We start from the raw sequence: 14,308 nt of genomic DNA on the forward strand, positions 1-14,308 counted from the left end.
TAGGGCGCGCGCTTGTGTGCCTCAATTGCGCGCATTCGCCACCCCCACCGTTGGCCAGCCACCGCCCAGCGCCTTGTAGAGGGTCACCGTATCGGCCAGGATCTGCTGGTGATTGGCGAGCAACGCAAGTTGCGCCGCCAGCAGGGTGCGTTCGGTCTCGAACACTTCCAGCTGCGATACCACGCCTTCCTTGAGCTGCCGTTCGGTCTGGGTCGCGACGACCTGCAGCTGGTCGATCGGCTGCTGCAATTCGGTTCTCTGCTGCTTGTGCGCATCGAGATTCACCAGCGCGTTCTCCACTTCCTCGAACGCGCCGATCACGACACGCTGGTAATCGTGCTCCACGACCTTGATCTGGGCCTCGCTGGTCTTCACGCGTGCCTTCACGCTCGGGTCCAGCAGCGGGATGTTGATGCTCGGCAGGAAGCCGAAGGTAAAGGACTTCAGCAGGTCGCCGAGGGCGAAACTGGAGGTGCCGCCGCGCCCGGTCAGGCTGATCGACGGAAGCTGCGCGAGCTTGGCCTGCCCAACCAGGTTGTGCGCTTGAAGCACACGGAACTCCGCCGCAACGATGTCGGGCCGGCGCTCGAGCAACAAGGAAGGAAGGCCGGCCGGCACCGCCGGCAGCTGGACGCGGCCCTGCAGGCGCCCGACCGGCACCCTGAATTCGCCCGCCGGCACCCCGAGCAGGGTCGCGAGCGCGTTGCCGGCCAACTCGCGCGAGCGACGCAGATCCAGCAGATCGTGGGTCAGCTTGTTGATCTCGGCGCGCTGGCGCAGCACCTGCGTATTGGGCACGAGCCCGTGCTTGTGCATCGCCTCGTAGGTGGCGAGGATTTCCCGGTTCTTGGCGAGCGCGCGCTGCTGCTGGTCGATCTGCTCGTCCAGTTGCAGAATCTGAAAATAGGTCGTCGATACGTTGGCGACGAGCGTCAGGTAGCCGGCCCGCCAGTCGGCTTCGGACGCACGGTACTCGGCAGTCTGCGCCTGAACGCCCTTCTCCACCTTGCCCCAGATGTCGATTTCCCAGTTGAGCTGGGTGCCGAGGTTGTACTGCGTCACGGATTTCTGGCCGGTGCTTTTTTCGAAGCTCGCGCCGGCGCCGAGGTCCAGCGTCGGCAGCGCGCCGGCACGCGCCTCGCCGATCTGTGCGTTGGCGACCTGGATACGCGCGGCGAGGATCTTGACGTCGAAGTTCCCCGCAATCGCCTTGTTCACCAACTCGTCGAGATAGGGGTCACGGAACTCCCGCCACCAGTCGGGCGCGATCGTGTCGGCCGCCGACACCGGCGGGCTCGACCACGCAGCCTTCGCGGGCGTGTCGGGACGGGCGTACTCGGTGATGCCCACATTGGCGCAACCGCCCGCGAGCACTGTGCTCACGCAGACAAGCAGCAAACGGGCGGCAATCAGGTTAATAGGTCTCATTCCACTTTCTCCCGCCGCCCGAAGTGCCAACCGTTCGACGACGACGCGTCTTGTGCTTTCGCGGACACGCGGACTAGGCCGCGGCCCACACCTTCGATTCGACGAATACCCTGAAGAGCCGCGGATCGATGTGTCCCGCCCGACACTCCGCCTCCAGCAGATTCAGCGCCTCCGGAACCGGCACCGCCTTCTTGTAGGGACGGTCCCCCGCCGTCAGCGCGTCGTAGATGTCGCAGATCGTCAGAATGCGCGTCTGGACGCTGATCTGCCCGCCGCGCAGTCCCATCGGATAGCCCGATCCGTCCAGCTTCTCGTGGTGCCCGTGCGCGATGGCCGGCACCCCGGCCAGGTCATGCGTCCAAGGGATCAGGATCAGGAACGAATAGGTATCGGCGACGTGTGACTCGATCTGCGTGCGCTCCTCGGCGGTGAGACAGCCCTTCGATACACCGAGCGCCAAGTGCTCGTGCTGCTGCAACAGGGGCACGGCGGCACCGTCCGGTTCTCTGTAGGTATAGTCGAGAATTGCGTCGAGCTCGTGCGGGGCTTCGGTGTACGAGATCGCCGGCTCGTTGGCACGGCGAATGGCCGCGAGAAATTCGTCCAGGCGCCCGAACTCCGCGGCCAATTCCTCCTCGACCCGGCGCTTCTCCTCGCGAAACGCCGCAATGCCCAGCTCGTGCTCGCACTGCCGCTCCACCAGCTGTCGATACGCCTGCCGCTCCAGGCACGCGCACGCATACTTGAAGCGCTGCTCGAGCAGTCGCATGTCGGCATGGTGCAGTTTCTTTTCCTTGCGCAATACGTGCTCGCGCACGCCTACCTTGCCGAAGTCGTGCAGCAAGGCGGCATAGCGGATCTCGCGCAGCTGGTCCTTGCTGAACACGACCTGCCGCAGTTCCGGCGCGTCGGCGCGATCCACCGCCAGGGCCAGGCCTTCCGCATAATGCGCGACGCGGAAGGAATGCCCCGCCGTGACCGGATCGCGCTCCTCGATCGCCTGCACCGAGGCGCGGACGAAGCCTTCCAGCAGGCGCTCGATATCCGAATACAGCTGGAAATTCTTCAGAGCGACCGCCGCTTCCGCGCACACCCCGCTCAGCATCTCGAGGTCCTGCCCCTTGAAGGCGTAGGGATCCGACGAGGTGTCGACCTGGATCAGACCCAGCACTTCACCCTCCAGCAGGAGCGGCACGCACATCACGCTGCGGATCGCCTGCTGGACGATCGATTCCTGGGAACCGAAGCGTCGATCGGCCAGCGTGTCGACCGACAGGATCGACAATTTCTTCTCCAGCACCTCATCGACGATGGTGCGCGAAAGCCGCAGCTTGTCGGCATCCTCGATCGGCCCGTCGCGCCGTCGCGCCGCCACCTGCACCGGCGCCTCGTCGCGGTTCTTCCGCAGCAGGATGAAGGCCCGTTCGGCCAGCGGGAACAGGTCGAAGATCAGGTTCATGATCTTCTCGGTCAGGGTCTCGCTGTTCGTCACCGCGCCCACGGCGATGCCGACCTGCGCCATCGCGTGCAGCTTGCGGATCGTGAGCTGCACGTCGCCTTGCGCCTGCGGTGTTGGCGCCGCGAGCGGGCGGGAATAGAGGGTCGCGTCGACCGTCTGCTTGATCACCGTCGGCTTGCTCTCGGGCGGTGGCGCAAGCAGGGAATGGAACACGATGTGCGCCGCCGCGACGGAAAACTCGTCGCCATCGCGCAGCGGATGCCAGGCGCCCGGCTGCAGGCGCTTGCCCGAGACAAAGGTGCCGTTGAACGAGTGGAGATCCTCGACGAAATACGCGCCGTCACGCAGGCGGATGCGCGCATGGCGGCGACTGACGGTGTGCTCCGGAATGCACAGGAAGCGGTCCGAGGCCAGCGAGTCCTGCGGATCGCGCCCGATGAGCACCTCATCGTGAAGGGGGAACACCTTGCCCGCTGCGGTCACTTCCAGGTAAGCCATCACTGGCGTCGCGGCCCCGGGAACGGATCTTGAGTTTTGCATCCCCTCTCCTCCCCCATGCACCGGACGGGCAATCCGATCTAAATTTGACATGACGCAGGAAGACCGGTTCCGGTTGGCATGCGACGCTCGCGGCGGCGGCCGTCTGCCCCCGCCGCGGGCCCGGGGACTCAGAAGTGCACGTTGTTGCTGATGTCCGCGTTCTGCGTCGCGGTGACGGGTACGAAGGGCGAGGCGATCCCGCCCAGCACGGCGACGTTGTTGCCGACGTTGGTCGCCACGCTCTGCCCCTGGTTGATCTGCTGCAGGGCACTGAACGATTCGTTGGTGACCGAGGCGTCGTAGCTGTACCACGGCGCGAAGTACATCATCCCGCCGCGCACTTCGCTCATCGCCTCGCGGCCCAGTTCTTCGGTCATCGGCAGGTCATTGATGGTCAGGGTTTTCATGATGATTCTCCTTGGGGGTCGGGATCAGGGCATTACCGCGGAGGCAGGCTGCCTCCGCGCAGGGGTGCAGGATCAGAAGCTGACGTCGTTGCTGATGTTGGCGTTCTGCGTCGCGGTGACGGGGACGAAGGGCGAGGCGAACCCGCCCAGCACGGCGACGTTGTTGCCGACGTTGGTCGCCACGCTCTGCCCCTGGTTGATCTGCTGCAGGGCACTGAACGATTCGTTGGTGACCGAGGCGTCGTAGCCGTACCACGGCGCGAAGCACATCATCCCGCCGCGCACTTCGCTCATCGCCTCGCGGCCCAGTTCTTCGGTCATCGGCAGGTCATTGATGGTCAGGGTTTTCATGATGATTCTCCTTGGGGGTCGGGATCAGGCGGTTCAGAAGCTGACGTGGTTGTTGATGTTGGCGTTCTGCGTCGCGGTGACCGGCACCGACGGGGAGGCGATGCCGCCCAGCACCGCGACGTTGTTGCCGACGTTGGTCACCACGCTCTGGCCCTGGTTGATCAACTGCGCGGCGTTGAACGAGGCGTTGCTGGTCGAGGTATCGACGTATCCGCCCCAGTAGAAGGGCGTGTAGTACATGTCGTGCATGCCGCCGCGCACTGCGCTCATGGCCTCGCAGCCCAGTTCTTCGGTCATCGGCAGGTCGTTGATGGTCAGGGTTTTCATGATGGCTCTCCTTGGGTTTCAGTCTTTGGTCGGTGATTTGTTTCGAGCACTTTCGCCGCTCGACACTCCTATCGCAGGGACCGTGCCAGAGTCGCACCCGCGCTCAGCCAACAATTCAAGCCATTGTTAACTTTATGTTTTTCTCAAAATAGCGCAAAACCGAGTGGATCTGATGACGCCACCTTGACGTCGACTGATGGGTGGCGACCAACAGCTCGCCCGAACACTGTCTGCCGGAGGGCAACACCTTCCCCAAGAACCCTTCGCGAGCGTGCCTGCGCCCCTGCGCCCGAACACGGTGCACGCCCGCCAAGCGCATGGATATGGGCTATATTTTTCTTGAAAGGTCCGATTGGGGAATTTTGCGCAGTCGCGCTCCCTGGCCGAATCGGCACCTCGATGCGCGCCCATCGATCAACCCGCAACAGCGCCTGGTACATCCTCGCAGGCCGGACCGAGCGAGAACGTGACACCCCGAGACTCGTGGCCAACAGAGGGGAAGCGGATGGCTACTCTTTCGCACGCGATTCACGCCTTTCAGGCCGGGGGTTTGTCCAGCAATGAGTTCTTGGCGCAAGTCGACCGCGTTCTGTCGGCTGACAAGACCGACTACACCCAGCTCATGGAAGTCCTCAGCGAGGAGCACACCAAGTTTCCGCTGCCGCCGGAGGTGTACGCGGAAGTTCACCGCCGTATCGAGCACCTCGCGGAACCCGAACCGCAGAAGGGTGCCGCTGCCGCCGACCAGACCCGCATGCTCATCAATCCCAGCGCCATCTTTCCGCCGGGAGATGCAGCTTCGCCCTCCCCGCCGGACGGCGAACCGGAGCGGCTCAAGGGAGTCGGCGAGACGATCAAGGGACGCTTCCGCCTCGAGGAATGCATCGGCTTCGGCGGCATGGGCACGGTTTACAAGGCACTCGACCTGCGCAAACTGGAGGCCGCCGACCGCAACCCCTACATCGCCATCAAGATCCTGAACGTCCAGTTCCGTGGCCATCCGAAGTCGCTGATCGCCCTGCAGCGCGAAGCCAAGAAGGCGCAGACGCTCGCGCACCCGAACATCGTCACGGTGTATGACTTCGACCGCGATGGGCCGATGGTGTACCTGACGATGGAGTACCTGTCGGGGCAACCGCTGAGTCGCCTGCTGCACGCGCCGGATTTTCGCGGCATGCCTTACGCGGACGCGCTGCGAATCTTCACCGGCATGGCGAATGCGCTGTCCTATGCGCACGAACGCGGCTTCGTGCATTGCGACTTCAAGCCCGCCAATGTCTTCCTGACCGACAAGGGCCAGGTCAAGATCATCGACTTTGGCATCGCGCGCGTCTTCCGCCGCTCCGAGGAGGAAGTCGAAGCGACGGTTTTCGATGCGGGCAGCCTGGGTGGCCTGACGCCGGCCTATGCCAGCCCCGAGATCCTCGAACACGTCGAACCCGACCCGCGCGATGACGTTTACGCCCTTGCCTGCATCACCTACGAATTGCTGACCGGCACGCATCCGTTCGGACGCCTGCCGGCGACACAGGCGCGCAATGCCGGTCTGCGGCCGCAGCGCCCGAAAAACCTCCCCACCTTGCAGTGGCGGGCGCTCAAGAGCGCACTATCGTTCGATCGCGACGCACGAACCCCCAGCGTGGCCCAGTTCCTCCACGGGATGAAAGGCGAACGCCAGCTCGCGATGCCCCTGGCGCTTGGCGTCGCAGGCGTCGCGACGGCGGCACTGCTGGCGGTCGCAGTGATCTCGTACTGGGAACCGTCCGAGCGCCCCGAACCGCTGCCCGCCAGCCCCGATCGCTCTGCGGCGGTCCCTGCGCCGACGCCGCAGCAGGAAGCACCGCCGCCCGCGGCACCCGCCCAGCCCGCGGCACCTGCGACACCGCAGCCTCGTCCCGTCCTCTCGCTTGGGGCGGTCACCCCCGTGCTCGCGCAGGTGCCCTGCTCCGCCCTGACTGCGTCGGTCAGCGGACCGACGCTGCAGGTGCAGGGCTACGTCCCCGAGCGTTTCGGCATCGCCCGCTTCAAGGAATCCCTGAGTGCCATCCCCGGCGTGACGACCCTGAAGACGGACGTGCAGCAGGTGAGCGACGACAAATGCAGCGTCATCGAAACGCTGGCCCCCTACTGGGTCAGGAACCGGCAAGCCGGACGGCTCGCCTCGATTCAGATGCGCGGCACCGGCACGGACCTGACGGAGGGCGATTCCCTCATCGTCGACGTCTCGACGCCCGGATACGAGTCCTACGTGCATGTCGACTATCACGTCCTCGACGGCAGCGTCGTCCACCTCGTACCGAGCCGACGGGCCAGGGCCCATCAGGCGCCGCCCAACTACTCGGCGACCATCGGGACCCTTGCGGGGTGGACGATTTCGAAGCCGTTCGGCTCCGAACTGATCGCGCTGCTGGTCACCCCGGTACCGCTTTTCGACACCCTGCGGCCCGAATCGGAATCGAGAGGGGACTACCTGCGTGCGGTCGAATTGCGACTGCGCGAGATCGCGGCGAAATACGGACAGGATCGCATCGCCGTGGATCTGGTCCAGATCACCACGCACGCGCGGGGACGGTGACAGCCCCGTCCGCGCGCCCCGGCGCTATTTCGCATCCCGCACCACGCGGAATCCGTTCTGTGAATGACGCACACTGGCGCCGTACTTGAAACGCGTCGAGGCCAACATGTAGTCCGCCCCGTCACGCCAGGATCCGCCGCGAATCACACGAACCGAGCAGTTTGCGTCCTCCCATGAACGACCGTCGTCGGGTGCCCCCTTGTAGGAGTTGTGCCAGCAGTCGCTGACCCACTCCCAGACGCTTCCGTTCATGTCATGCAGGCCATACGGATTGGCCGCAAAGGAACCCACGTTGGCGGGGCCGTCCGGACGCCACGGTTCACCGCAGTCCTTGCAGTTCGCATTGCCGTTGCGCATCTGGCTGCCCCACCAATATCGCGTCGCCGTGCCGCCGCGCAACGCGTACTCCCATTCCGCCTCCGTCGGCAATCGATAGGACTTGCCGTTGCTCTTGCTCAACCACTGGACGTATTGCCGCGCGTCATCCCAGCTCAGGTCGCGCACCGGCGCATTCTTCACGCTGTTCGCCTCGCTGCCCAGGCGCGGGCATGCGCCCGCATCGACGCAGGCGCTCCATTGCTCGTTGGTGACTTCGTATTTCCCGATCGCAAAGGGTTGCGCGATCGATACCCGATGCGCCGGCCGTTCCGTCGGATCGTCCGTGTTGCTCCCCATCACGAATTCACCCGGCGGCAGCCCCACCATGACCGGACAGGCGGGGCAATCCCTGGTTTCGCCGAGCGCGGCGACGGCGCCCGCGGATACCGCCGCTGCCGGCGCAGCCGATGGCGCGGGGCGCGGGCGCTCGGGCGCGGCTGGTGCCGCCGGGCGCGCCCGCTCGGCAGCAGGTGGTGGAGCGGGAGCGGGCGCAGGTGCGCGCGGCGCCGGCGCCACCACCTTGGGCGATGGCGTCTCGACCTTCGGTGCCGCGGCGCGCAGCCGCTCGATGCGCGCCCGGGCGAGCGCCGCGAAACGTCCGTTCGGGTACGCCTTCAGGTAGGCCTCGTAGTCGCTGGCGTGCTGGCTGTCCTTCACCGAATCCCAGAACGTGAGTTCGTATTGCTCGGCGCTGTCCTTCGGCAGGACCCCGGCCTGGACACCCGCCGAAGCGCACGCCCCCAACACCGCAACGATGAGAAGATTTCGCCACACGTCCGCACCCCGTTTGCTTTTTAGTTGAGCGTACGGCCTCCCCCGGAATCGCATCTTTCCGGCGCCGCTGGCGCCTTCGACGAGCCCCATCGGGCGGTCGCGCGGGGGAAGAAGACATAGCCGAACCGTGCAGCTTTCGCACGGGATTTCGACCGGCGCGGTCGGGCCATATCTCAATCCATTATATGTATCTTTCCGCCAAGTTCCGTCCTAATGTGTAGTGAGAATCAGTTCTGGCCGGTCGGACGCATCCTGCGATCGCGTCCGTGTATGTGCATCGGATTCATGGCAGGGAGGGCGCGCAGCATGTTGCGAGAAATCACTCTTGCCGCGCTGACGACGGCAACTCTGACACTTGCGCCCGCGATCTCGGCGGGAACCCCCTCACCGCCGAACGCCGAGGCCTACATCCTGTGGCCACCCGACGGAGCGGTCATCGTCGGGGGCAAGCTCTGGGTGCGGATGGGCCTGCGCAACATGGGTGTTGCGCCGAAAGGCGTCGAGATGCCCAATGTCGGCCACCATCACCTGCTCATCGACACGGAATTGACGACCGAGGGCGAGATTCCGTCCGACCGGAATCACCTTCATTTCGGCGCCGGCGAGACCGAGGCGCGCATCGAACTGCCGCCGGGAAAGCACACGCTGCAGATGCTCCTGGGCGATCACAGGCACGTCCCGCACGAGCCGCCGGTGCATTCGAAAAAGATCACGATCACCGTGCGTTGAACAGGCGGCCCAACCACGTCGCGGCAGCTTAGGTTTCAACATCACGCAGTAAGGAACTGGGAGCGAATCCATGTACAAGCCGTTCGTTGCCGCCATCGCGGCCTTGCTGCTATCGGATTTCGCGCTCGCCGGCAGCACGCCCGCCCCGGCGAATGCTTATCTTTACATCGGCTGGCCGGTCGACGGCCAGGTCATGCCGGCCGGAAAACCGTTCAAGGTGTGGTTCGGGCTGCGCAACATGGGTGTTGCGCCGAAAGGCGTCGTATTCCCCAATACGGGCCACCACCACCTGCTGATCGACACGGAGCTGCCAGCGGCGGACCAGGAAATCCCATCGGACCGGAACCACCTGCATTTCGGCTCGGGTGAGACCGAGGCCATGGTGGAACTGGCGCCGGGCAAGCACACGCTGCAGTTGTTGATGGGCGACGACAAGCACGTTCCCCACAACCCTCCGGTTCACTCGAAGAAGATCTCGATCACCGTGCGGTGAGGGATTCTCCTCAGAAAGCAGCCGCATCGAACGCGGCCACCGCCCCCCCTGCCTCGCGCACCGTGCGGCCGTACGCTGCGGCCTGCGGCGCGGAACTCGCCATATAGAAACGCGCAAGGTCGATGAGACTCGCGTGATAGCACGCATCGCCCTCCCCGGCAGCCATCCTGCGTCGTGCCGCGAGCGCCATACGCGCCATCTGCCAGCTCCCGCAGACGGTGCCGAGCAGGTGCAGGAAAGGCACCGCGCCGGCGAGGACGTCGCCGAATCGATCCTTCCCGGTCGCAAGCAGCCAGTGGGTCGTCTCGTTGAGCGAGGCGATGTTTTCGGCGAGCGCGTCGGCGATGGCGCCGAATCCCGCCTCGCCCCGCAAGCTCGTGACGGTCTCGCGCAACTCGGCGATCAGCTCGAACAGCGTCTCGCCGCCTTCGCGCAGGATCTTGCGGCCGACCAGGTCGTTCGCCTGGATGCCGGTCGTGCCCTCGTAGATCGTGATGATGCGCGAATCGCGCGCGAACTGCGCGATGCCGGTCTCCTCGACGAAGCCCATGCCGCCGAACACCTGGATCGCGTCCCAGCAGGCCTGCTGGCCGACCTCGGTGCACCAGCCCTTCGCGACCGGCATCAGCAGGTCGACGTAGCGCTGCGCCTTGCCCGCGACCGCCGCGTCCGGGTGATGGTGGGCGGTGTCGAACCACGCCGCCGCCGTATACAGCAGCGCACGCATCGCCATCACCCGCGCGCGCAGGGACAGCAGCATGCGCTTGACGTCGGGATGGCACAGGATGGGCTTGCCGGCCTCGCCGGTGATCGCGTCGCGCCCCTGCACGCGTTCGCGCGCATAGGCGAGCGCCATCTGGTAGGCGCGCTCGGCAAGGCCCGCGCCTTGCACACCGACGCCGAAGCGGGCCTCGTTCATCATGATGAACATGGTTTCCAGCCCGCGATTCGGCTCGCCGACCAGCCAGCCGACCGCCCCGCCCGCATCGCCGTAGCTCATCGTGCACGTCGGGCTGCCGTGGATGCCCATCTTGTGCTCGATCGAAATGCAACGCACGTCGTTCTTGGCGCCGGGCCTGCCGTCGGCGTCGAGCAGGTATTTCGGCACCAGGAACAGCGACAGCCCCTTCACGCCCGCCGGCGCATCCGGCAGGCGGGCGAGCACGAGGTGGACGATGTTTTCCGTCAGCTCGTGCTCACCCCAGGAGATGAAGATCTTCTGGCCGAAGACACGGTACGTGCCGTCCGCCACCGGCTCGGCGCGGGCGCGCGTCGCCGCGAGGTCGGAACCCGCCTGCGGTTCGGTGAGGTTCATGGTGCTGCCCCACTCGCCGCTCACGACCTTGGGCAGCCAGGTCTGCTTCAGTGCGTCGCTCGCGGCGATGCGCAGCGCTTCGGCCTGGCTCACGTTGAGCTGCGGCAGCATCGTGAAGGCCATGTTGGTGGAGAACCACATTTCCCACACGGGCGTGGACACCAGCTTGGGTAGCCCCTGCCCGCCGTGCTCGACCGGCAGCGACAGCCCGATCCAACCGGCCTCGACGTACTGTTGCCACGCCTCCTTCCAGCCGTCCGGGGTCGTCACGCGCCCGTCCACCTCCAGCCGGCAGCCCTGCAGATCGCCGGCACGGTTGATCGGTGCGAGCACGCCGGCGGCGAACTTGCCCGCCTCCTCCAGGATCGCCTCGACGACGTCGGGCGTCGCCTCCTCGCAGCCCGGCAGCGCGGTGACGGCGTCGAGCCCCGCGAGCTCACGCAGGATGAAGTGCATGTCGCGCAAGGGCGCGGCGTAGTCGGTCATGCTTCAGTCTCCGGATGCATCTCGTAGGGCGGGAGGAGCGAAGCGCATCCCGCCACACAACAGTCCAGCAACCCCAGTCGCCAGCTTCATTGGAACACTCAACCCGCGACTCGATGGTTCATGCGATTTCAGCGCGGTGCGAGCCGGATCGCCCCATCCAGCCGGATCGTCTCGCCGTTGAGCATCGCATTCTCGACGATGGAGCGCGCAAGTTGCGCATACTCGGCCGGCTCGCCCAGCCGCGGCGGGAAGGGCACGGACTCTCCGAGCGACTTCTGCACGTCCTCGGGCAGCCCTTTCATCATCGGCGTCAGGAACAGGCCCGGCGCGATCGTCACGACACGGATGCCGAAACGCGCCAGTTCGCGCGCGATCGGCAGGGTCATCGACACGATGCCGCCCTTCGACGCCGCGTAGCCGGCCTGCCCGATCTGACCGTCGTAGGCCGCGACCGATGCGGTGTTGATGATCACGCCACGCTCGCCGCCGGCGTTCGCCGCGCCCTTCGCCATCGCGTCGGAGGCGATGCGGATCATGTTGAAGGTGCCGACGAGGTTGATGTTCACGATGCGGCTGAAGGCGTCGAGCGGATGCGGGCCATCCTTGCCCAGCACCTTCGCGGCCGTGCCGATGCCGGCGCAGTTGATGAGCCCCTGCAGCGCGCCGAAGCGTGACACGGCGAGTTCCACGCAGCCGCGCGCGTCGGTCTCGGAGGAGACGTCGGTGCGATGGAAGGCCGCGCGCGCGCCGAGTTCGTCGGCGAGCTTCTCGCCTGCCGCGGCGTTGAGGTCGGCGATGACCACGTTGGCGCCGGCGGCGTGGAAGGCGCGCGCGGTCGCTTCACCGAGGCCGGAAGCGCCGCCGGTGACGATGAAGGTGCTGTTTTCGAGTTGCATGCAATAGTCCCTGATTCGCTTTCGTAGGGCGGGAGGAGCCGAAGGCGTATCCCGCCAGTTCAACCGTGCTCGCCGGTACAACCGCTGTATGGCGGGATGCGCTTCGCTCCTCCCGCCCTACGCGTTGCCGTTCTCGACGACGATCGCCACGCCCTGCCCGCCGCCGCAGCAGGCCGACGACACACCGAACTGCAGCCCGGCCTCGCGCAGCTCGCGCGCCACCGTCGTCGTCAGGCGCACGCCCGACGCGCCGAGCGGATGCCCGATCGCGATCGCGCCGCCATGCACGTTGGTCTTGTCGCGGTCGAGCCCGAGCTCCCGCTCGCACGCGAGATACTGCGCGCCGAAGGCCTCGTTGATCTCGACGCGCCCCAGATCGCCCACTTTCAGCCCGGCCCGTGCCGCGGCCACGCGGATCGACGGCGCCGGCCCGATGCCCATGATCTCCGGCGGCACCGCGACCGACGCGCCGGCGACGATGCGCGCCAGCGGCTTCACGCCGTGTGCCCGCACCCAGTCGCCGTGCGCGACGATCACCGCCGCCGCGCCGTCGACGATCGCCGAGCTGTTGCCGCCGGTCTGCACGCCGCCGAATGCCGGCTTCAGTTTCTGCAGGGTTTCCAGCGAGGTCGGACGCACGTGGCCGTCGCGATCCACGCACTCGACGCGGTCGGCGAGCTTCAGCGCGCGCGGGTTGTAGCCCGGAAGCACCCAGTTGGAATTGACGACCGACGCGACCTCGCCGGCGAAATACCCCGAATCCCACGCCGCACACGCGCGTGCGAAGCTCTGCGCGGCGAAGTGGTCGACCTCTTCGCGCGAGATGCCGTAGCGCTTGGCGAGATTCTCGGCGGTGTCGCCCATGCTGTCGCCCGGTGCGGTGTCCTTGGTCGCCTCCCACAGGAAGTCGCGGAAGTCGAGCTGCCCCATGCGGAAGCCCGCGCGGTGCGTGTAGGCGGCGATCGGGTTGCGCGACATCGACTCGGTGCCCACGCACAGCGCGACCTTCGCCTTGCCCAGCGTGATCTGGTCGGCGGCGGCGAGGATGGTCTCGAAGCCGGTGCCGCACAGTCGCTGCACCAGCAGCGCCGGCACGGCCGGATTCACGCCCGCATACAGGCCGATGTGGCGCGGCAGGAAATAGGCATCGAAGCTCGCCTGCGCCATGTTGCCGGCGACGATCGCATCGACCTCGCCCGCGGGGATGCCGCTGCGCTCGAACAGCGCGCGCGCGGCGAAGATGCCCAGGTCGGTCGGCGACACGTCGCGCAGCGGGCCGTTGTAGTCGGCAAACGGCGTGCGCTGCCCCGCCACCAGCCAGATGTCGTCGTAGGCGCGCGCTTGCGCCGCGGCTTCGGATGCTGCGTAAGGATTCGTCATCGCTGCGGTCCCTGTCCCTTGCGTTGCAGGAAATGCCCGATGCGCTCGGCGACTTCCGGGCTGGTCTGTGTCAGTGCGGCGGTCAGCGACTCGACGAAGAGGCCGTCGTCGCTCGCCAGGTTATCGATGCGCGCGACGGCCGTGACCATCGCCCAGTTCGCCATCGGCGCGTTCTCGGCGATGCGGCGCGCGAGCTGCTGCGCCTTCGCCAGCGCCTCGCCGGGGCCGACGAGGTAGTGCGACAGGCCGAGGCGCTGCCCCTCGTCGGATTCGAGGATGCGTCCAGTCAGCATCATTTCGCACATGCGCCCTGCACCGATGAGCTTCGCGACGCGCACCGAAGCGCCCCCGCCGACGAAGATCCCGTGGCGCCCTTCGGGCAGCTGGTAGATCGTGTTCGGCTCCGCAACGCGTACGTGGGTCGCCGTCGCCAACTCCAGCCCGCCGCCGATCACCGCGCCGTGCAGCGCCGCGACGACCGGGATGCCGCCGTTCTGGACGCGGTCGAACACGCGGTGCCAGCTGCGCGAGTGCTGCATCACGCCGAAGGGGTCGCGGTGCTGGTGCTCCGTGAGATCCAGCCCGGCGCAGAAGTGAGCCCCCTCGCCGCCGAGGACGATGGCCCGCGTCCCTTCGGGTACGGCCGCGAAAGCGGCATCGATCGCGTTGAGCAGACCGTCGCTGATGGCGTTGCGCTTCGCAGGCCGCGCCAGCATCACCGTGTAGATGTTGTTTTCGAATGAGGTCTTAACCAGTTCTTCGCTCATGGG

At 66.4% G+C, this 14,308-nt stretch carries 13 protein-coding genes; 3 read left to right on the forward strand and 10 right to left on the reverse strand.

Annotation, left to right across the window (positions count from 1 at the left end):
- Nucleotides 1–21: 21 nt before the first annotated feature.
- The 5 genes from AzCIB_RS13450 to AzCIB_RS13470 form a co-directional block, all read right to left on the reverse strand.
- A complete protein-coding gene (locus tag AzCIB_RS13450) occupies nt 22–1,428 on the reverse strand; it encodes an efflux transporter outer membrane subunit (protein ID WP_050416363.1) in 1,407 nt (468 codons plus the stop codon).
- A 73-nt stretch (nt 1,429–1,501) separates the two neighbouring features.
- Entirely contained in the window at nt 1,502–3,427 is a 1,926-nt protein-coding gene (locus AzCIB_RS13455) for an HD domain-containing phosphohydrolase (protein WP_050416364.1), read from the reverse strand.
- A 128-nt stretch (nt 3,428–3,555) separates the two neighbouring features.
- On the reverse strand, nt 3,556–3,834 hold the full coding sequence (locus tag AzCIB_RS13460) for a hypothetical protein (protein ID WP_050416365.1): 279 nt from the start codon (nt 3,832–3,834) through the stop codon (nt 3,556–3,558).
- 72 nt (nt 3,835–3,906) lie between these two features.
- Nucleotides 3,907–4,185, reverse strand: coding sequence for a hypothetical protein (locus AzCIB_RS13465; RefSeq protein WP_050416366.1), 279 nt, complete (start codon nt 4,183–4,185; stop codon nt 3,907–3,909).
- A 33-nt stretch (nt 4,186–4,218) separates the two neighbouring features.
- Nucleotides 4,219–4,512: a hypothetical protein gene (locus AzCIB_RS13470; protein ID WP_050416367.1), complete on the reverse strand. Its 294-nt coding sequence runs from the start codon at nt 4,510–4,512 to the stop codon at nt 4,219–4,221.
- Nucleotides 4,513–5,080: 568 nt separating this feature from the next.
- Between AzCIB_RS13470 and AzCIB_RS13475 the strand changes: the two genes are divergently transcribed.
- A complete protein-coding gene (locus AzCIB_RS13475) occupies nt 5,081–7,087 on the forward strand; it encodes a serine/threonine protein kinase (protein ID WP_232299222.1) in 2,007 nt (668 codons plus the stop codon).
- A 24-nt stretch (nt 7,088–7,111) separates the two neighbouring features.
- On the opposite strand, the gene AzCIB_RS13480 is transcribed toward AzCIB_RS13475, so the two are convergent.
- Nucleotides 7,112–8,329, reverse strand: a complete 1,218-nt coding sequence (locus tag AzCIB_RS13480) for a formylglycine-generating enzyme family protein (RefSeq protein ID WP_232299223.1) — start codon at nt 8,327–8,329, stop codon at nt 7,112–7,114.
- A gap of 216 nt (nt 8,330–8,545) precedes the next feature.
- On the opposite strand from AzCIB_RS13480, the gene AzCIB_RS13485 reads away from it, so the two are divergent.
- Nucleotides 8,546–8,968: a DUF4399 domain-containing protein gene (locus AzCIB_RS13485; protein WP_050416370.1), complete on the forward strand. Its 423-nt coding sequence runs from the start codon at nt 8,546–8,548 to the stop codon at nt 8,966–8,968.
- Nucleotides 8,969–9,038: 70 nt separating this feature from the next.
- A complete protein-coding gene (locus AzCIB_RS13490) occupies nt 9,039–9,461 on the forward strand; it encodes a DUF4399 domain-containing protein (RefSeq protein WP_050416371.1) in 423 nt (140 codons plus the stop codon).
- A 10-nt stretch (nt 9,462–9,471) separates the two neighbouring features.
- Here AzCIB_RS13490 and AzCIB_RS13495 read toward each other — a convergent pair whose 3' ends face one another.
- The 4 genes from AzCIB_RS13495 to AzCIB_RS13510 all read right to left on the reverse strand — a co-directional run bounded on the left by AzCIB_RS13495 (nt 9,472) and on the right by AzCIB_RS13510 (nt 14,305).
- Nucleotides 9,472–11,262 (reverse strand): acyl-CoA dehydrogenase, encoded by a 1,791-nt coding sequence (locus tag AzCIB_RS13495; RefSeq protein WP_050416372.1) that lies wholly within the window; start codon nt 11,260–11,262, stop codon nt 9,472–9,474.
- A gap of 128 nt (nt 11,263–11,390) precedes the next feature.
- Complete coding sequence (locus AzCIB_RS13500; RefSeq protein ID WP_050416373.1) at nt 11,391–12,158, reverse strand: 3-hydroxyacyl-CoA dehydrogenase; 768 nt, start codon at nt 12,156–12,158, stop codon at nt 11,391–11,393.
- Nucleotides 12,159–12,275: 117 nt separating this feature from the next.
- Entirely contained in the window at nt 12,276–13,538 is a 1,263-nt protein-coding gene (locus AzCIB_RS13505) for a thiolase family protein (protein ID WP_050416374.1), read from the reverse strand.
- The gene (locus AzCIB_RS13510; RefSeq protein ID WP_050416375.1) at nt 13,535–14,305 is read right to left on the reverse strand and encodes a crotonase/enoyl-CoA hydratase family protein; all 771 of its coding nucleotides are present in this window, start codon (nt 14,303–14,305) and stop codon (nt 13,535–13,537) included. The genes AzCIB_RS13505 and AzCIB_RS13510 overlap by 4 nt, the downstream gene beginning before the upstream one ends.
- Nucleotides 14,306–14,308: the final 3 nt, after the last annotated feature.

Origin of the sequence: Azoarcus sp. CIB, assembly GCF_001190925.1 — a bacterium.
Classification (GTDB): Bacteria; Pseudomonadota; Gammaproteobacteria; order Burkholderiales; family Rhodocyclaceae; genus Aromatoleum.